Here is a 17,288-nt window from a genome sequence, read left to right as displayed (position 1 = left end):
GGGTAACAGCAGTGTATTATTTTACCGGCATCCCTGGTTGTGCGCCGCTGTCTACCGACAACACGAACAGGTCTTTGCCACCCGGTCCGGCTGACAGCACCATGCCTTCCGACACACCAAAACGCATCTTACGTGGTGCGAGGTTGGCAACGATGATGGTCATCTTGCCGACCAGCACAGACGGGTCTGGATAGGCGGCACGGATGCCGGAGAAAATCTGGCGCTTCTCACCACCCACATCCAGCTCCAGGCGCAGCAGTTTATCCGAACCTTCCACCAGCTCAGCCTTCTCGATCAACGCTACGCGCATATCGACTTTCGCGAAGTCATCAATGGTGATGGCTTCACCAATCGGTGCATCCGCCAGTGGACCGGTAACGGCCGGTTTGTTGGCTGCGGCAGCGTCTTCTTTGGAGGCTTCGACCAATGCGTCAACTTTTGCCATCTCAATGCGGCCATACAGCGCTTTGAACGGCGCTACGTGGTGATCCAGCAGCGGTTGCTGGATCGCATCCCAGCTCAGTTCACTTTGCAGGAAAGCCTCGGCACGTGCACTCAGCGACGGCAGCACCGGCTTCAGCCAGGTCATCAATACGCGGAACAGATTGATGCCCATGGAGCAGATAGCTTGCAGGTCAGCATCACGGCCTTCCTCTTTCGCCACCACCCACGGTGCCTGTTCATCAACATAACGGTTGGCGAGATCGGCCAGCGCCATGATTTCACGGATCGCACGGTTATATTCACGGCTGGCCCAGGCTTCACCGATCTTCTCAGACGCATCGGTAAAGGTCTGATACAGCGCCGGATCGGCCAGTTCAGCCGACAGTTTGCCGCCAAAGCGTTTGGTCAGGAAGCCCGCATTACGTGACGCCAGGTTCACCACCTTGTTGACGATGTCCGCGTTGACGCGCTGCACGAAATCTTCCAGGTTGAGGTCGATATCGTCGATACGTGACGAGAGTTTCGCCGCGTAGTAATAGCGCAGGCTGTCGGCATCCAGGTGCTGCAACCAGGTGCTGGCTTTGATAAAGGTGCCACGCGATTTCGACATCTTCGCGCCATTCACCGTCACATAACCGTGTACGAACAGGTTGGTCGGTTTACGGTACTGGCTGCCTTCCAGCATGGCTGGCCAGAACAGGCTGTGGAAATAGACAATGTCCTTACCGATAAAGTGATACAGCTCGGTGGTGGAGTCTTTCTTCCAGAACTCGTCAAAATCGATATTGCCGCGTTTGTCACACAGGTTTTTGAACGAGCCCATGTAGCCGATGGGAGCATCAAGCCACACGTAGAAGTATTTGCCTGGCGCGCCAGGGATTTCAAAGCCGAAATACGGCGCATCGCGAGAGATGTCCCATTGTTGCAGACCGGACTCGAACCACTCCTGCATCTTGTTCGCTACCTGTTCCTGCAATGCGCCAGAACGGGTCCACGCTTGCAGCATTTCGCTGAACGACGGCAGATCAAAGAAGAAGTGTTCGGAATCACGCATCACCGGTGTTGCGCCAGAAACCACGGATTTCGGCTCGATCAATTCTGTCGGGCTGTAGGTCGCACCACACACTTCGCAGTTGTCGCCATACTGATCCGGCGATTTACATTTCGGGCAGGTACCTTTTACGAAACGATCAGGCAGGAACATGCCTTTTTCCGGATCGTACAGCTGAGAAATGGTGCGATTTTTGATAAAGCCGTTCTCTTTCAGACGGCCATAAATCAGCTCCGACAGTTGGCGGTTCTCTTCGCCGTGCGTCGAGTGATAGTTGTCATAGCTGATGTCGAAGCCGGCAAAGTCGGTTTCGTGCTCTTGCTTCATCTCAGCAATCATCTGCTCAGGCGCGATACCAAGCTGCTGGGCTTTCAGCATGATCGGCGTACCGTGCGCGTCGTCTGCACAGATGAAATAAACCTGATTGCCACGCATTCGCTGGTAACGCACCCAAATGTCTGCCTGGATATGCTCGAGCATGTGGCCGAGATGGATTGAACCGTTCGCGTATGGCAGCGCGCACGTTACCAGAATTTTTTTAGCGACTTGAGTCATAGTTTGCGTAGCTTTCTGTAAATGAAAAATCGGGCTTAAGATGTTAACCGAAGCACTCTCTGGCGACAACCACGGTCACATTTAGTGCCCATCTGATATTATTGAAAACACATCGCTGAAATTCAGCGCCAGAAGAAAGAGTAAGGAGCGGGGATGACTTCACTATCCCGGGAACAATATTCACCCGAGGCCCTGCGCGCCGTGGTGATGGGCGTGCTGAGTGGCTTTGAACACCCGACACTGCAACACAATCTGACCACCCTGAAAGCGCTGCGTCACGTGGCGCTACTGGATGGCAAACTGCATCTTGAGCTGGTGATGCCTTTCGCCTGGGCGAGTGCGTTTGAAGAATTAAAAGCGCAGACCAGCGGTGAACTGCTGCGCCTGACGCAGAGCAACGCTATCGACTGGCGTCTGCGCCACGACATCGCCACCCTGAAGCGGGTGAAGAATCATCCCGGTGCCACCGGGGTGAAAAACATCATCGCCGTGAGTTCAGGGAAAGGCGGTGTGGGTAAATCGAGCACGGCGGTGAATATGGCGCTGGCGCTGGCGGCAGAAGGGGCGCGCGTCGGAATCCTCGATGCGGATATTTACGGTCCGTCGATCCCCAATATGCTCGGCACAGAAAACGAACGGCCCACTTCGCCGGATGGCACCCATATGGCACCGATCATGGCGCACGGGCTGGCAACTAACTCCATTGGCTATCTGGTGACGGATGATAATGCGATGGTGTGGCGTGGACCAATGGCCAGCAAAGCGCTGATGCAGCTGTTGAATGAAACGCTGTGGCCGGATTTGGATTATTTGGTGCTGGATATGCCGCCCGGTACCGGCGATATCCAGCTGACGCTGGCGCAAAACGTGCCGGTTACTGGCGCGCTGGTGGTCACCACGCCGCAGGACATTGCGCTGATTGATGCCCGGAAAGGGATTGTGATGTTCGAGAAGGTCAACGTGCCGGTACTTGGCGTGGTGGAGAATATGAGCATCCACATCTGTAGCGAATGCGGTCATCATGAGCCAATCTTTGGCACTGGCGGTGCGCAAAAGCTGGCGCAGGACTATAACACCCGCCTGCTGGCTCAACTGCCACTGCATATTAATTTGCGTGAGGATCTCGATGATGGTGAACCCACGGTGATCCGTCGTCCCGACAGCGAATTTACGGCGCTGTATCGCCAACTGGCAGGCCGTGTCGCCGCCCAGCTTTACTGGCAGGGGGAAGTGATCCCTGGCGATATCGCTTTCCGCGCGGTTTAACGGGTCAGACTCCGCTGGTGCCTGTCGCCAGCGGATAGTGCATCAACAGATATTTCCCCTGTTCGCTTTCGCCCTGCGCCACCTTTTGCCAGCCATGGTGCAGGTAAAACCGCTGCGCCGGCAGATTTAGCAGCAAACATTTCAACGCGCCGGTACTGGTAAAACGCGCCTGGACGGCTTGCAGCAACGCGCTGCCGACGCCCTGGCCCTGAAAAGCCGGATCGACATACAGGCTGTGCAGGAAATTATCATTGTCCAGCACCCCGGCAAAACCGGCACGATGCCCCTCCACTTCTGCCACCAGCACAGTTTCACCGAGGATCACCCGGTCAAAATCTTCCAATTGCCACTCTTCACCCTTGAGCCAGGTCCAGTTGGATCGGCGGGTCGCGAGAAACAGCGTGCGTAGAAAAGGGCGATCAGCTTCCTGAAAAAATCGAATAAGCACAGATAAACTCCAACAGGCGATTACCTCAAAAGTAGCAGCGATGCGGTAAAAAGATAAACCACGTTAAATCAAGGTGATTTCTGTGTAGAATGCCGCGGCAGGCCGCACCCTTCGGGCCTTACCGCGTTTGATAGCTTTTGTTTATCTAATTGATAACGGCTGCATATTAGATGTTGGCCCGAAAATTATGTAACCTGCATCACATCTTTTAACGGAGGTCACCCGATGTCTATCATTAACACCAAAATTAAACCGTTCAAAAACGCAGCATTCAAAAACGGCGAATTTATCGACGTAACCGAGAAAGACGTTGAGGGTAAATGGAGTGTTTTCTTCTTCTACCCAGCTGACTTTACCTTCGTTTGCCCGACCGAACTGGGCGACGTGGCTGATCATCACGAAGAATTCCAGAAACTGGGCGTAGATATCTACTCTGTTTCTACTGACACCCACTTTACCCACAAAGCCTGGCACGGTTCTTCTGAAACCATCGCGAAAATCAAATACGCGATGATCGGTGACCCGACTGGCGCACTGACCCGTAACTTCGAAATCATGCGTGAAGCAGAAGGTCTGGCAGATCGTGGCACCTTCATCGTTGACCCGGAAGGCATCATCCAGGCTATCGAAATCACTGCAGAAGGCATTGGCCGTGACGCATCTGACCTGCTGCGTAAAGTGAAAGCAGCCCAGTACGTGGCTTCTCACCCAGGTGAAGTGTGCCCGGCTAAATGGCAGGAAGGCGACGCGACACTGGCTCCGTCACTGGACCTGGTTGGCAAAATCTAAGCAACCTCCCAGCTCTTCGATTTTTCTCCAATCGGGTGCTACGGCACCCGATTTTTCGACCAGCAACAGGAACTTATTATGCTCGACACCAATTTAAAAACCCAACTCAAGGCGTACCTTGAGAAATTAACGAAACCGGTTGAGTTAATTGCCACACTGGATGATGGCGCCAAATCTACAGAGATTCGGACCCTGCTGGCAGATATCGCGACCCTGTCTGACAAAGTCAGCTTCCGCGAAGAGAACGATCGTCCGGTACGTAAACCTTCGTTCCTGATTACTAACCCTGGCAGCCACAGCGGTCCGCGTTTTGCCGGTTCGCCGATGGGCCACGAATTTACTTCACTGGTACTGGCTTTACTGCAGACCGGTGGACACCCTTCTAAAGAAGCGCAAAGCCTGTTGGATCAGGTTGCCTCGCTGGAAGGTGAGTTCCATTTCGAAACTTATTATTCCCTGTCATGCCACAACTGCCCGGATGTAGTGCAGGCGCTGAACCTGATGGCGATCCTCAATCCGAACGTCAGCCACACCGCAATTGACGGTGGCATGTTCCAGAATGAAATCACCGATCGCAACGTAATGGGCGTCCCGGCGGTGTTCCTGAACGGCAAAGAGTTCGGTCAGGGCCGCATGAGCCTGGCGGAGATCGTTGGCAAAGTCGATACCAACGCTGACAAACGCGCGGCGGAAGAGCTGAATAAACGTGATGCTTATGAAGTGCTGATCGTCGGTAGTGGTCCGGCGGGTGCCGCGGCGGCGATCTACTCGGCGCGTAAGGGCATCCGCACTGGCCTGATGGGTGAGCGTTTTGGTGGTCAGGTACTGGATACCGTCGACATCGAAAACTACATCTCTGTGCCAAAAACCGAAGGCGCGAAGTTGGCCGGTTCGCTGCGTGCCCACGTTGATGATTACGATGTGGATGTGATCGACACGCAAAGCGCGATCAAACTTATCCCTGCCGCCAAAGAAGGTGGTCTGCATGCGATTGAAACCGCATCGGGTGCGGTGCTGAAATCACGCAGCATCATCCTGGCGACGGGTGCCCGTTGGCGCAACATGGGCGTGCCGGGTGAAGAAGAATATCGCACCAAAGGCGTAACCTACTGCCCGCACTGTGACGGTCCGCTGTTTAAAGGTAAGCGTACCGCTGTGATCGGTGGCGGTAACTCCGGTGTTGAAGCGGCGATTGACCTTGCCGGTATCGTGGAACACGTGACGTTGCTGGAATTCGCCAGCGAGATGCGTGCAGATAAAGTGTTGCAGGACAAACTGCGCAGCCTGAAAAACGTGGATGTGATCCTCAACGCACAGACCACTGCAGTCAAAGGCGACGGCAGCAAGGTGACCGGTCTTTCCTGGATCGATCGCAACACCCAGACCAGCCATGATATTGCACTGAGTGGCATCTTCGTTCAGATCGGTCTGCTGCCAAACACCACCTGGCTGGAAGGCGCGGTTGAACGTAACCGTATGGGTGAGATTATTATTGATGCCAAATGCGAAACCAGCCTGAAGGGCGTATTCGCTGCGGGCGACTGCACCACGGTGCCGTACAAGCAGATCATCATTGCCAGCGGTGAAGGGGCGAAAGCGTCACTGAGTGCCTTTGATTATCTGATCCGCACCAAACCGGCTGAATAAGTTTTCTTGCGATAGCCACGCAACCGCCCCGCAACCTGTGTTGCGGGGCTTTTTTTATCGCTGGCGCTACCGGATAAAATAACGCGGTTGCTGCTGACGAGCGATTGGTCAAAACGAATCAGACAGAGGCCAAAAATAAGAGGGCTAAAGTGGAGCCACCCGGCAGAACGGATGACTTAATGTCTTGAACAGATAGGCTATCGCAGCAATATTGCCACAGATTGAATATCTTGCAGATTACCATGCCATCCCATTGCGGCAGCCTGAAATCCACCTTTTACTGACCGCTTATCCCAGCCAACGACGTGCTTCTGCATCGCTAATATCGCGGTAATAGATGCGATGAATCCGTTCACCACAGCCTTTGCAATGCGCATGGACATGGGTTGAGTGGTAATGACGACCAGAGGGTGAAACGGCACCTTTACGAGAAACCGTAATATTGCGCCATTTATGGGCATGCGGAATAAAACTGAATAATTTTAATTTCATCATGTCTGCCGGAATTATAAGTTATTAGTCCGGAGCGAAATTAGGCCGTTTTTTGCTCTGTAGTGATTTGATATTAATCAACTTACAGTGATGTCGATCCCATTTCTTTATTGTTTGTTATTCATAAATAAAAATAAGTGACCTGGCTTGATGTGTATCGGTAAGGTTTTTTGATCTTGTCTATTTTAATTATTTAATCTGTCTAACTATTAGTGGTTAATTTATTGTGCCAGCTCTTTTTTGATTTTTCAGGTGGTGAACGGTAATTTGCGCTGGACCCGTTATCGCAGGTCTGTCGATGTCTGGCCTGAATTGATCCAGCGCAATGTAATGATTACAGCATCTCTTCGCGGCTGGTCCGCTTACCGTCTGGGCTGAGACTACGCACCATCACCTTGTCGTTAGCGCCAATCTCAGGATGTATCTGCGGGTTATAATCCAGCCAGTTGCTGCCGTTATCGATACTGTATTGCAGCGGCAGACCGGGTAGGGCGACGTTCATTTCCAGCTTGCCTTCTACAATGCGGGCACCGGGCACCGGCAAACGGTAATGGATACCGGCTTTATCCATTTTGCCGAGTTCGCGTTGTCCCAGCAGGTTGGCAAAACGTTGCCAGTCGCGATTGAGCTGTCGCTGATTGACGTGATGGGTTTCGCCACCTTTAAAGTTGCGACCTTGCTGATAATCCAGCTCCCAATTGGCGCGATGCCAGCCACGTTCAGCCACGGATAGCAGGCGGGGGAAGATCATATATTCCATCTGCTGATCGGTACGCACGGTTTCGCTCCACAGCTGGGCAGAGAGGCCATAAGCGCCACCCCAGGGTTTCTCCGAGGTGGTGGCAAACGTGTTGCCATCGCGGTCGACCGATGTTTCCGCATTTTGCGGCAGGTTATCAGGTGCGAAACTGAACATCTTACGCTCATCACTGAAACGGGTTCCCCAGTAATAACCGCGTTCCAGCGGGTTGACCTCATACGGGAAGTCCATGTAGACGTAATCTGGATTGGAAATGATCACATCGTAATTTTTCTGCGTCCAGTCGTTGGCGCTGGCAAAACCGCCCCAGTAGAGGGTATCCCAGAAATTCACGCGGGTGCGGGAGGTGGCAAAGGCCTGCGCGTTGGCCGCATCTTTCAGACCATCCTGCCATGCCTGCATCACCGGGATACCATGCGCCTTCACCAACTGGCTAACTTCCAACGCGAAGTGACTCGGCAGATGTTCCAGATCCTGTACCTTGCCGGACTTCACCAGAGCCTGGCAAACCTGAGATTTCGCCCAAGGCTTGTCCTCTTTGCTCTGGTCGAGAATACCTTTGCCCGGTTCCGGATGTTTGCTGTCGGTATAACCTGCGCCAAGGCGAATGTTTTTCGCTTCATCGCCGCCAAAATGCCAGGTGGTCAGCGGCTGGCCGGCTTCACGATGCATACGCTGGATCTCACCGATCACCTTATCCACAAAGCGTTGCGACGAGTCGAGGCAAGGATTGAGATAACTGGTGCGATCGTACAGTTGAACTGACGTGGTGTTAGAACTATCGGTGGGATCGACCAGACGGAATTCGCTCGCTTCAAGGGGTTTACCGGCCTTCATCAGAGCGTTATAGCGCGCTTCCATTGCGATGACCGCTGCACGGGCGTGCGCGGGCATATCGATTTCCGGGATCACTTCAATATTGCGTGCCTGGGCATATTTTACGATATCGATGTAGTCGGCGCGGCTGAAATACCCGCTGCCATTGTTATCGCTAAATGGACCGGAACCGAGTTGCGGCACCAGACAGCGTTGTTCGCTCAGATCGTGGCAACGTTTACTGCCGACATCCGTCAATTCCGGCAGGCCTGGGATTTCAATGCGCCACCCCTCATCGTCACTCAAATGGAAATGGAATTTGTTCATCTTCCATGCGGCCATCTGATCCAGCATTGTGAGCACCGCTTGTTTACTGTGGAAATTACGCGCGACATCGAGGAACGCTCCACGATAGGCAAAGCGTGGGGCATCCTGCGCTTCCAGCGTGGCGATCACCGGTTTGCCTTCAGCCGGTATCAGAGACAGCAACGACATCAGCCCATAGAAAACCCCTGCGGTATCGTAGCCGACGATATCAGTACCGCGTGGGGTGATGTTTAACTGATAAGCGCCCGACACCGCCTCTTCGCCCTGGAAGTGCCGGGCATCAATTTGCGTCGTAATACCATATCCTGTTGGGTTCTGATGAATCCCCAACAGGTAAAAACGTTGTTGAACCGCCGCCGCCTGGTTGGTCGGCAGGGTATCCAACCGGAGTGTGACGCCCTGGCTCAGGTCAACATCAGCCGTATGGATTTTCACCGCGCGTGGCGTTGGCGTAATTTGCCCACGTAATGAAGCCGCTGGCAGCAGGTTGATATCGGCATTTTTCGCGAAGCGACTGGTGGGCTGCATCAGTACGTTTTTATCATCAGCAGTGCGTTTCCATTGATCGCCAAACGGCAGCACGAAATCGGCTAAATTTTCGGTGTTGGTGCTGGTGATAATCTTGGGGGATGCACCTTCTGCGCTGACGTACCAGCGGGGCATCACATCGGTAATAAACAATTGCCAGTATTCATTCACGATAGGAATGTCTACCGTTGCTCCGGCGGCAAAGCCGGTGAACTTATCGGTGGGTTCCAGCCGGGTTAAATCTCCGACAATATGCGTCATCTTAAACTGGTCGTTATCAACGCGCAGCGTCTCATGCACGTTGCTCATATAAATCGCCCAGTTTTTGCTGGTGATGGCCGGGCCATGGTTGGTTAATTTGATGGTCGCCCGGTTACACGATGCCCAGTCAGCGCCCAGTTGCGCGCAATCTACGCCATGGCTGGCGGCCTGATTATCGGTGATTTGGTACTGCACCCCGAACTGGCTGATTTGGTCCACGACTTGCTGCTGATTGTGCGGTACGGCACTACAGGCGGTGATGCCCATCATACTGAGTGCCAGAAAGCTTAACTGTAACGTTTTCATGCGGTTATCCTTATGCATGGATGACAAAAGCAGGCAGTGCCCGCTCAGGGTCAGAAAATGGTAAACGGCGCTATGACCATAAATTTGATGTCTTTCTCATCCTGAAAGATATTGCCGTAGCCACCGCTGTAGCTGGGCAGGTCGCTATGGTTGTCATATTGGGTGTAATGCAATTTGAACTGCGTACCTTTGGCGCGTGTATCCTGCAAGGTATACACCAGGTCAAGACTCCAGGCGGACTCTGTCAGCCGCTGCTGCTGGTTGTAGATGGGATTGGTGGAAGGTCTTGCATCCCAGCCATAGGCGTAGGAGCCTCCCACCTGCCAGCCGGGCAGCTGCCAGTGGCCGAGGTCTGCCATCACTCCTGCAAACACCGCTTTTTCGCCGTTGGCGTTCCAGTCCGAGCGTGAATCCCACCATACGTCCATCCGGCCATTAGAGCTGGCGTAAGCCGGGGTCATCCGTTGTAAAAAGAAGCCCTGATTGCCTTCGGCTTTTACCCAGGTGCCTTCCAGGCGGAAATCAAATGCGCCAAGGGTGTAGCCGAACGTCATCGCCTGGAGCCAGGCTAAACCGTCATACACATTGTTGACGTTGCTGCTGCCTCCACCTTCGCGATCCTGTGCCCCATAAAATTGATAACTGGTGCGTAATGGCGAGCCTGCCAGCGGCAATTGATACGACGCTTTCGCGAAGTATTGGTCCATGTAGTCAGCGGCCTGACCGTAAGCCCCCTCCAGCACCAGACTGTTTTTAAAATCGTACTTCGCGCCAAAAGATTGCAGCCACGGAATGTCGGTGGTGCCGTCCGCTTTGCGGAAGTTGTACATATGTTGGTACCAGGGGGCCTTGTATTGATCGGTCCACATCCATGAGAAGGAGAGTGCGCCTGCATCATCGAAGTCATAGGTGGTTCCGGCTTCCACACCACGATACGTTCCCGGCAGGAAACTCCAGTGAGGTGCCAGCAGCGTTTGGCCAGAGGGTTGCAGATAACCCGCACGTAACCAGTAATCCTGCCATTGAGTTTTCAGTGCGGCTTTGTAGAAGCTGACCCCGCTTTTGTCGCCGGTCCATTGTTCATCCCAGCGATTGCTGGCGTCACTGAAACCGATTTCGTTGGGTGCGGCTGGCCCGCCATTCGTCAACTCCAGCGCGCCATAAGCGGCGAGGTCAAGGCCGATGAAATTTGCCAGATAGCCAGACGAAAAATCGAGGCTGGCATTGCCGGTTGCATGGTGCAGGTTGGCATCATACTGACCGTACTTACCGTGTTGGGGGTCCATTTCTTTACGATCACGCTGGCGTTGCCAGTAATAGAGGCCACCGGTAAGGGATGCGTCATCAATGAAGCCTTCCGCTAAAGCGGGGGAGACAGGGACAAACGATGTGATGAGTAGTGCGGCAGTTATGGCGGTGGCGAGCGACGTGCGAACAGTTCTGCGCATGATAAATCCTCCGTGATAATTCCTGTGGTGATGATGCTTTCCATTTACTGTTACTTCATGTAACCAGTGCGCTGATGCTATTTTTCGCTGCGCGAATTATCAATGCTGATCATTAGGATTTATGACGCAGGACGCAAAATAAGCATTTAATGCAATAAAATCATAATGTTAATTAAATGTTGTTTTTGTGTGTTGATTGTTTGCCAGTGCCCGGCTCTGTTGATGCGCTAAAAGCAGAAACAATCGCAACCTCCAGAGGCAGCAAAAAGTTCTATTTTGTTGTGCCTTGGTATAGTGACTATACCTTGATATCGTCAGCTATATTGTCTAGGATTTTTTGCGGAAGCCAGCGCTGTGCTGGCTCCTGGCCTTAAGTAGAGGCTGTGAGGCAGTCATCGAACGACTAACATTCTTCGGTAAAGCTAACGAGTTACTCTTCTTAAGAAGCGATAGTCATGTTTTCAGGATTAACCTCAGGAGCTGCAAAATGGCTGATGATTTAAAGAGAAAACAACCGGAAGACAAACGCTTTATTAGTCTCAGTGAAACCTGGGAAGTTGAGTATTGGACGCATACCCTGGAGGTCAGCGCGACACAATTACGCACCGCGGTTGCAAACGTCGGTAATGGTACTGAGAAAGTTAAGCAGTATCTGAATCAGTATTTGCGTAATTAAGTCTCCTGTCCCGGTATCTGACTAACCCCGTTCTGCGGGGTTTTTTATTACTTATGGTTTTTCAGGTTAAGTTTTCAATCTGATGAAATGGCACAGACTTAAACAGGTAGCCTTGCAGTCCCCATATCTGGGCAACTTTTAATGCTTCCATATGCAGCCGGTTCTCGATGACGGCACACTGTTGATTTAATAGGGTTCGTGTGTTGCTCAAATCCCATGATGAAATCACAACTTCTGGATTCAATGGCCTTTTCTCATCCGAAACCAGGCGGGTCAGGAGTTCTATGCCGAGTAATTTTTCATCAATATTGACTATCGGTTCTGCAATAAATCCTATGTTCATACTGTCCCTCATTCCCTGTGTAACAAGCTGATAATGAACCTTTAAAATTGACTAATCAATATTTTCGATCAATAATTGAAAAATGATCGAGAATAACGATCATTTGTAACATCATGAATTTATTTCATTTTTATAAAATTTACACATTTATGTATTGACATTTCAATATTTTACATTGCGATTTGTGCAGTACCTTGATTCCAAGGAGTGATAGGGAAGATGGTGTGGAAGAAGAGAACCGCAAGTCCCCGTCCTGGTGCCAGGATGGTTGGTTGTTGACAGAACAGCAGCGTCGATTTATTGAATCATTTCCTGAAAACATGCAAATTCATCATGCTGTTAATTACTCAGGTTGTCATATTAAGAAAATGAGATGTGACAAGCGAAAGGAGCAATAAAAAGACGGTAGCGCTTTTAATTTTGTAATCATATCGAAGTTGAAATGATGAAATATTAAAAATGAATAAAGTTATCAATGTGTTGATTTCGCTGGAAAGGTTACGGGTTAACAAACACAGTTCTCGCGAAGAGCTCAGAAAGCAGCTATTTAAATTGGAGAACTCCTCGGCAGCGATCTCTGATGAAATAGAGAGAATCAGAAGAATTAAGCATCAGGCAGAGTTTTCTTCCGCCCCGGTTAAGGGAGGAGAGATATCAAGGTTGGCTTTACATATTTTTTCTATTTTGGCTACGGGTGTTTCCTGGCCTTTTGTTCAGAAATGGCTGGGGTTCTGATTTAATTGCTTTGATATTCTATCTTGTCACATTTAATGATTGCTGCATCCTGGCTTTCTTCAATGCTATATGGGTGGCGTTGGATCTTTGATGTGGTGAGTTTTTTTAATTTATTGTTTTGTATGGGTTTGGTGTGGTGGTTGCAATGGTTTTTATATAAGGGATTGATTGTTGTTTTATAGCGACGCTATGGTGCAAAAGATGATAGTGACTAATGTTGAGAATGGGAAGTACAGGACGATATCTTCCGGAAGCCTGAGAATATTAATTTATTTGACTGGCGCAGTACGAGAGGTCTGTGCTGACAAAAAACAAGAAGGGTGTTTTTTCTTTACACAGAAACAAATTGGTAGCGCACTGGGGTATTCTGCAAGTTGGGCTAACATCCATCTGAGGCCGCTTATCTACATTGGACTGGTCGAAGTCCGGCGTACCGGAAGAGCATCAGTGTTTCGGGTGAGTAAGAATTTTAGGATAACGGATCTCTGTTAATTGTAACCTTGAGAAAACTTAATCATCATTTGCAGAGAACGGGTTATGGTTGGCCCGGTGGTTTTAACTTAATACAATTACCCAGCAGTTATTTGCGCCTTTCTGTGCTGCGAGAAAATGAATCCGGTCAGGTAAGCTTGCTTTGCCAGTCGCATTTCCCTTATTCTTGATAAAAGTAAAGAGAGTGTTGCTTTACTCAATGACTAGGGGTGCCGTTTACGGCTGAGAAATACCCTTCGAACCTGATCTGGATTAATGCCAGCGTAGGGAAGTCAGATGCCTGACCGCATTCGCCTTCTTGATCGCCGGTTGGGAGCCTTATGAAACACCCTAACCTTCTTTCCTCCGCGCAGCTCGCGCAGTCACTTCAATTACTCCATCAGCATGCGCCCTTAGTGCACTGCATGACCAATGACGTGGTGCAGACGTTTACCGCCAATGTGCTGCTGGCGTTACGTGCTTCACCCGCCATGGTGATCGACGTCGAGGAGGCCGCGCAGTTCAGCGCTGTTGCTGATGCTTTGCTCATCAATGTTGGTACTCTGACACGCGAGCGCAGCATCGCTATGCTGGCCGCGGTTGAGGCGGCAAATCGTGCCGCTACACCCTGGACGCTCGATCCGGTTGCTGTCGGTGCGTTAACCTTGCGCACCGAATTTTGCCAGCAGCTGTTAAACCAGCAACCGGCGGCTATTCGTGGCAATGCATCGGAGATTCTTGCTCTGGCAAACCAGGCGGCGGGTGGACGCGGCGTTGACAGTTTGCATCAGGCTGATGCCGCACTGAGTGCCGCGCAACAGTTGGCAAGCGATTACCACTGCATCGTGGCGGTTACCGGGGAGGTGGATTACGTCACTGATGGTCAGCATACCTTTGCCATTCCTGGCGGTAGCGCATTAATGACACGTGTCGTGGGAACGGGCTGTGCACTGTCGGCGGTGGTGGCGGCGTTCGCCAGTCTGCCGGGCGATCGTTTGCAGCATGTGGCGGCCGCCTGCCGCGTGATGTCGCTGGCCGGTGAAAGGGCGGCTCATCAGGCGCAGGGACCAGGCAGCTTTGTGGCCGCTTTTCTTGATCAGTTGTGGACGCTGGAGGTGGCACCATGAAACAGATCAACGCCCTGACCATTGCCGGCACCGATCCCAGTGGTGGTGCAGGCATTCAGGCTGATCTCAAAGCGTTCTCGGCATTAGGCGCTTATGGCACCAGCGTGATCACCGCGCTGGTGGCGCAGAACACCTGTGGTGTGCAGGCGGTATATCGTATCGACCCGGCTTTTGTCGGCGCGCAGTTGGATTCGGTGCTTGATGATGTGCGCATCGACAGTGCGAAAATCGGTATGCTGGCGGAAACGGCGGTGGTGGAGATTGTCGCTGACAAGCTGAAGCGTGCCAGCCTGCCGTTTGTGGTCCTCGACACCGTTATGATTGCCAAAAGCGGTGACGCGTTGTTGTCACCCGATGCCATCGCCAGCCTGCGTGAGTTGTTGCTACCGCAGGTCTCGCTGATCACCCCGAATTTACCGGAAGCCGCGGCATTGCTTGGCCGCAGCGTGGCGCAGGATGAGAAGACGATGCTGATGCAGGGCGATGCATTGCTCGATCTCGGCTGTGAAGCGGTACTGATGAAGGGAGGACATCTGAGTGATGCTGAGAGTCCGGACTGGCTCATCACCCGCAACGGACGCCAGCGTTTTACCGCGCCGCGTGTCAACACTCGCCACACGCACGGCACCGGTTGTTCGCTGTCAGCTGCGCTGGCGGCCTTGCGTCCGCGGCATGATGACTGGGCGGCGACAGTGTCCGAGGCCAAGGCGTGGTTGCAGCAAGCGCTACTGCATGCGGATGCTCTGGAGGTAGGAAAAGGTATTGGGCCGGTGCACCATTTTCATCGTTGGTGGTAGGGCGTAACGCCCAATTGCCATTTTTTGCCTGCGCATCTGTCTGAAAAATGGAGTCAGCAATTTGCCAGTCTGGCGTATCCCGGTCCAGGCTGTTGGGGGCGAATCGGCAGGTGCCGGTTCCAATCCAGCCATTTATCAGGAGCTAGTATGACGGACATCGTTCAGTTATTGGGCAAAGAAGCGGATAGCCTTCTTCAACATCGCTGCATGACCATTCCAGCGGAAAGCCTTTATTTGCCGGGCGCGGATTATGTTGATCGCGTCATGACCGATAACAATCGTTCTCCTGTTGTATTACGTAATATGCAAACGCTGTACAACACTGGCCGTCTGGCGGGCACTGGCTATCTGTCGATCCTGCCGGTGGACCAGGGGGTTGAACACTCCGCAGGAGCGTCGTTTGCTGCCAATCCTCACTACTTCGACCCGAAAAATATTGTTGAGCTGGCAATTGAAGCCGGCTGCAATTGCGTGGCGTCCACCTATGGCGTGCTGGCTTCGGTCGCGCGTCGTTATGCGCACCGAATTCCGTTTATGGTGAAGCTGAACCACAATGAGACGCTAAGCTACCCGACACAATACGATCAGACGTTGTACGCCAGCGTCGAGCAGGCGTTCAATATGGGTGCCATCGCGGTCGGGGCCACCATCTACTTTGGCTCTGAGCAATCACGTCGTCAGATTGAAGAGATCTCTGCGGCATTCGAACGTGCGCATGAACTCGGCATGGTGACCGTGTTATGGGCTTACCTGCGCAATAACGGTTTCAAGAAAGATGGCGTGGATTACCATGCCAGTGCCGATTTAACCGGCCAGGCCAACCATCTGGCAGCCACCATTGGCGCAGATATCGTGAAGCAGAAAATGGCAGAAAATAATGGCGGTTATACCGCAGTGAATTTCGGCCACACCGATGAGCGCGTTTACAGCAAGTTGACCACGGAAAACCCCATCGACCTGGTTCGCTACCAACTGGCGAACTGTTATATGGGTCGTGCCGGGTTAATTAACTCCGGTGGTGCTGCCGCAGGGGCAACCGATGTGGCCGAGTCTGTGCGCACGGCGGTGATTAACAAACGCGCCGGTGGCATGGGGCTGATTCTGGGGCGTAAAGCATTCAAGAAGTCGCTGAAAGAGGGCGTAGAACTGATTAACGCGGTGCAGGATGTCTATCTGTCCAAGGATGTCACCATCGCATAATTAAACCTGGGTTACTGGTCATTTCGCGTCGTAGCGGCGCGATTTATCGCGCGCCCTTTAAAACCGCGCGATAAATCGCACCGCTACGGCACATCATGTGGTTTAAGGTGCCTCAAACCACTCGCTATTGCGTTCCGCAATCGGCGTAATGGTCATTATCATCTCCTGCAAATGGCGACGCATGGCGGATTCTGCGGCCTCGACGTCATGCGCCTTCAGTGCCGCATAAATCTCTTCATGCTGTTGAATCAAGTTCTCCGGCGGAGAAACTTCGCTCAGCGTCAGAAAGCGCACGCGGTCCATGGTCGCCTTGATGTTTTCCACCGTTTCCCAGGCCAGCAGACAGTTAATACTTTCCGCAATCAGGCGGTGGAACTCATCGTCGAGGGCGAGAAAAGCCTGGCTGTCGTGACGTTCGGCCGCTAAACGTTGCAACTGGAGGTTATGTTCCAGCGCCATCAGGGCGACGGGGGCAATCTCCTGCGCGGCTCTGCGTACCACGGCGATTTCCACCGCTTCGCGGATAAAACGGCCATCGGCGACGCGTTGAGCGGAAATCTTGCGTACAAAGGTGCCACGCTGCGGCAATACCTGCACCAGGCCAGCTTCTGCCAGCTTAATAAAGGCTTCGCGCACCGGCTGACGTGAGACGTTAAAGCGCGCAGAAACCTCTTTTTCCGACAGCAGCGAGCCAGGATGAATGGCACAGGTGACGATGTCCCGGCGCAGATAGCGATAAATCTGCTGGTTCACCGGTTCGCTGGTGGTGATGGTATAGGCAATTGACATGCAGCAATATCC

General features: G+C 52.4%; 15 protein-coding genes and 1 riboswitch. Of the genes, 8 read left to right on the top strand and 7 right to left on the bottom strand.

The features are described 5' to 3' along the window. Positions 1 to 16 precede the first annotated feature (16 nt). The gene (gene metG / locus PAT9B_RS13265; protein WP_013509784.1) at positions 17 to 2,050 is read right to left on the bottom strand and encodes a methionine--tRNA ligase; all 2,034 of its coding nucleotides are present in this window, start codon (positions 2,048 to 2,050) and stop codon (positions 17 to 19) included. Between the two features lie 153 nt (positions 2,051 to 2,203). On the opposite strand from metG, the gene apbC reads away from it, so the two are divergent. Further along, positions 2,204 to 3,316, top strand: coding sequence for an iron-sulfur cluster carrier protein ApbC (gene apbC / locus PAT9B_RS13260; RefSeq protein WP_013509783.1), 1,113 nt, complete (start codon positions 2,204 to 2,206; stop codon positions 3,314 to 3,316). Positions 3,317 to 3,320: 4 nt separating this feature from the next. Here apbC and PAT9B_RS13255 read toward each other — a convergent pair whose 3' ends face one another. After that, positions 3,321 to 3,764 (bottom strand): GNAT family N-acetyltransferase, encoded by a 444-nt coding sequence (locus tag PAT9B_RS13255; RefSeq protein WP_013509782.1) that lies wholly within the window; start codon positions 3,762 to 3,764, stop codon positions 3,321 to 3,323. Between the two features lie 225 nt (positions 3,765 to 3,989). Here PAT9B_RS13255 and ahpC point away from each other — a divergent pair, with 225 nt between their 5' ends. Both ahpC and ahpF read left to right on the top strand, forming a co-directional pair. After that, positions 3,990 to 4,553: an alkyl hydroperoxide reductase subunit C gene (ahpC, locus tag PAT9B_RS13250; RefSeq protein WP_013509781.1), complete on the top strand. Its 564-nt coding sequence runs from the start codon at positions 3,990 to 3,992 to the stop codon at positions 4,551 to 4,553. 78 nt (positions 4,554 to 4,631) lie between these two features. Continuing rightward, a complete protein-coding gene (gene ahpF / locus PAT9B_RS13245) occupies positions 4,632 to 6,200 on the top strand; it encodes an alkyl hydroperoxide reductase subunit F (RefSeq protein WP_013509780.1) in 1,569 nt (522 codons plus the stop codon). A gap of 288 nt (positions 6,201 to 6,488) precedes the next feature. On the opposite strand, the gene PAT9B_RS13240 is transcribed toward ahpF, so the two are convergent. From PAT9B_RS13240 to PAT9B_RS13230, 3 genes are all read right to left on the bottom strand, one after another. Then, positions 6,489 to 6,695, bottom strand: a complete 207-nt coding sequence (locus tag PAT9B_RS13240; RefSeq protein WP_223300450.1) for a yippee family protein — start codon at positions 6,693 to 6,695, stop codon at positions 6,489 to 6,491. 331 nt (positions 6,696 to 7,026) lie between these two features. Then, positions 7,027 to 9,690 (bottom strand): beta-N-acetylhexosaminidase, encoded by a 2,664-nt coding sequence (locus tag PAT9B_RS13235; RefSeq protein ID WP_013509779.1) that lies wholly within the window; start codon positions 9,688 to 9,690, stop codon positions 7,027 to 7,029. 50 nt (positions 9,691 to 9,740) lie between these two features. After that, positions 9,741 to 11,138 (bottom strand): OprD family outer membrane porin, encoded by a 1,398-nt coding sequence (locus PAT9B_RS13230; protein ID WP_013509778.1) that lies wholly within the window; start codon positions 11,136 to 11,138, stop codon positions 9,741 to 9,743. 487 nt (positions 11,139 to 11,625) lie between these two features. On the opposite strand from PAT9B_RS13230, the gene PAT9B_RS13225 reads away from it, so the two are divergent. After that, positions 11,626 to 11,814 (top strand): DUF3606 domain-containing protein, encoded by a 189-nt coding sequence (locus PAT9B_RS13225; protein ID WP_013509777.1) that lies wholly within the window; start codon positions 11,626 to 11,628, stop codon positions 11,812 to 11,814. Between the two features lie 61 nt (positions 11,815 to 11,875). Here PAT9B_RS13225 and PAT9B_RS31130 read toward each other — a convergent pair whose 3' ends face one another. After that, a complete protein-coding gene (locus tag PAT9B_RS31130) occupies positions 11,876 to 12,157 on the bottom strand; it encodes a hypothetical protein (protein ID WP_013509776.1) in 282 nt (93 codons plus the stop codon). Positions 12,158 to 12,616: 459 nt separating this feature from the next. On the opposite strand from PAT9B_RS31130, the gene PAT9B_RS13215 reads away from it, so the two are divergent. The 4 genes from PAT9B_RS13215 (at position 12,617) to fbaB (ending at position 16,487) form a co-directional block, all read left to right on the top strand. Further along, positions 12,617 to 12,892, top strand: a complete 276-nt coding sequence (locus PAT9B_RS13215; protein WP_041525820.1) for a hypothetical protein — start codon at positions 12,617 to 12,619, stop codon at positions 12,890 to 12,892. 687 nt (positions 12,893 to 13,579) lie between these two features. Continuing rightward, positions 13,580 to 13,671: riboswitch (TPP riboswitch) on the top strand. Between the two features lie 33 nt (positions 13,672 to 13,704). Beyond that, positions 13,705 to 14,490 carry a hydroxyethylthiazole kinase gene (gene thiM, locus PAT9B_RS13205; RefSeq protein WP_013509775.1) on the top strand — a complete coding sequence of 262 codons (786 nt, stop codon included), beginning with the start codon at positions 13,705 to 13,707 and terminating at the stop codon, positions 14,488 to 14,490. Further along, positions 14,487 to 15,287 (top strand): bifunctional hydroxymethylpyrimidine kinase/phosphomethylpyrimidine kinase, encoded by an 801-nt coding sequence (thiD, locus tag PAT9B_RS13200; RefSeq protein ID WP_013509774.1) that lies wholly within the window; start codon positions 14,487 to 14,489, stop codon positions 15,285 to 15,287. The genes thiM and thiD overlap by 4 nt, the downstream gene beginning before the upstream one ends. 147 nt (positions 15,288 to 15,434) lie before the next feature. Beyond that, complete coding sequence (gene fbaB / locus PAT9B_RS13195) at positions 15,435 to 16,487, top strand: class I fructose-bisphosphate aldolase (RefSeq protein ID WP_013509773.1); 1,053 nt, start codon at positions 15,435 to 15,437, stop codon at positions 16,485 to 16,487. 102 nt (positions 16,488 to 16,589) lie between these two features. On the opposite strand, the gene PAT9B_RS13190 is transcribed toward fbaB, so the two are convergent. Further along, positions 16,590 to 17,276 carry a GntR family transcriptional regulator gene (locus PAT9B_RS13190; protein WP_013509772.1) on the bottom strand — a complete coding sequence of 229 codons (687 nt, stop codon included), beginning with the start codon at positions 17,274 to 17,276 and terminating at the stop codon, positions 16,590 to 16,592. Positions 17,277 to 17,288: the final 12 nt, after the last annotated feature.

Origin of the sequence: Pantoea sp. At-9b, assembly GCF_000175935.2 — a bacterium.
GTDB lineage: Bacteria > Pseudomonadota > Gammaproteobacteria > Enterobacterales > Enterobacteriaceae > Pantoea.
Note: the sequence above shows the minus strand (reverse complement) of the source record. Positions and strands in the feature narration are given on the sequence as shown.

What these genes read in the sequence shown, in the direction of transcription:
- metG (WP_013509784.1), bottom strand. Translation starts at nt 2,050, where the DNA reads ATGACTCAAGTCGCTAAAAAAATTCTGGTAACGTGCGCGCTGCCATAC.
- apbC (WP_013509783.1), top strand. Translation starts at nt 2,204, where the DNA reads ATGACTTCACTATCCCGGGAACAATATTCACCCGAGGCCCTGCGCGCC.
- ahpC (WP_013509781.1), top strand. Translation starts at nt 3,990, where the DNA reads ATGTCTATCATTAACACCAAAATTAAACCGTTCAAAAACGCAGCATTC.
- ahpF (WP_013509780.1), top strand. Translation starts at nt 4,632, where the DNA reads ATGCTCGACACCAATTTAAAAACCCAACTCAAGGCGTACCTTGAGAAA.
- PAT9B_RS13240 (WP_223300450.1), bottom strand. Translation starts at nt 6,695, where the DNA reads ATGATGAAATTAAAATTATTCAGTTTTATTCCGCATGCCCATAAATGG.
- PAT9B_RS13235 (WP_013509779.1), bottom strand. Translation starts at nt 9,690, where the DNA reads ATGAAAACGTTACAGTTAAGCTTTCTGGCACTCAGTATGATGGGCATC.
- PAT9B_RS13230 (WP_013509778.1), bottom strand. Translation starts at nt 11,138, where the DNA reads ATGCGCAGAACTGTTCGCACGTCGCTCGCCACCGCCATAACTGCCGCA.
- PAT9B_RS13225 (WP_013509777.1), top strand. Translation starts at nt 11,626, where the DNA reads ATGGCTGATGATTTAAAGAGAAAACAACCGGAAGACAAACGCTTTATT.
- PAT9B_RS31130 (WP_013509776.1), bottom strand. Translation starts at nt 12,157, where the DNA reads ATGAACATAGGATTTATTGCAGAACCGATAGTCAATATTGATGAAAAA.
- PAT9B_RS13215 (WP_041525820.1), top strand. Translation starts at nt 12,617, where the DNA reads ATGAATAAAGTTATCAATGTGTTGATTTCGCTGGAAAGGTTACGGGTT.
- thiM (WP_013509775.1), top strand. Translation starts at nt 13,705, where the DNA reads ATGAAACACCCTAACCTTCTTTCCTCCGCGCAGCTCGCGCAGTCACTT.
- thiD (WP_013509774.1), top strand. Translation starts at nt 14,487, where the DNA reads ATGAAACAGATCAACGCCCTGACCATTGCCGGCACCGATCCCAGTGGT.
- fbaB (WP_013509773.1), top strand. Translation starts at nt 15,435, where the DNA reads ATGACGGACATCGTTCAGTTATTGGGCAAAGAAGCGGATAGCCTTCTT.
- PAT9B_RS13190 (WP_013509772.1), bottom strand. Translation starts at nt 17,276, where the DNA reads ATGTCAATTGCCTATACCATCACCACCAGCGAACCGGTGAACCAGCAG.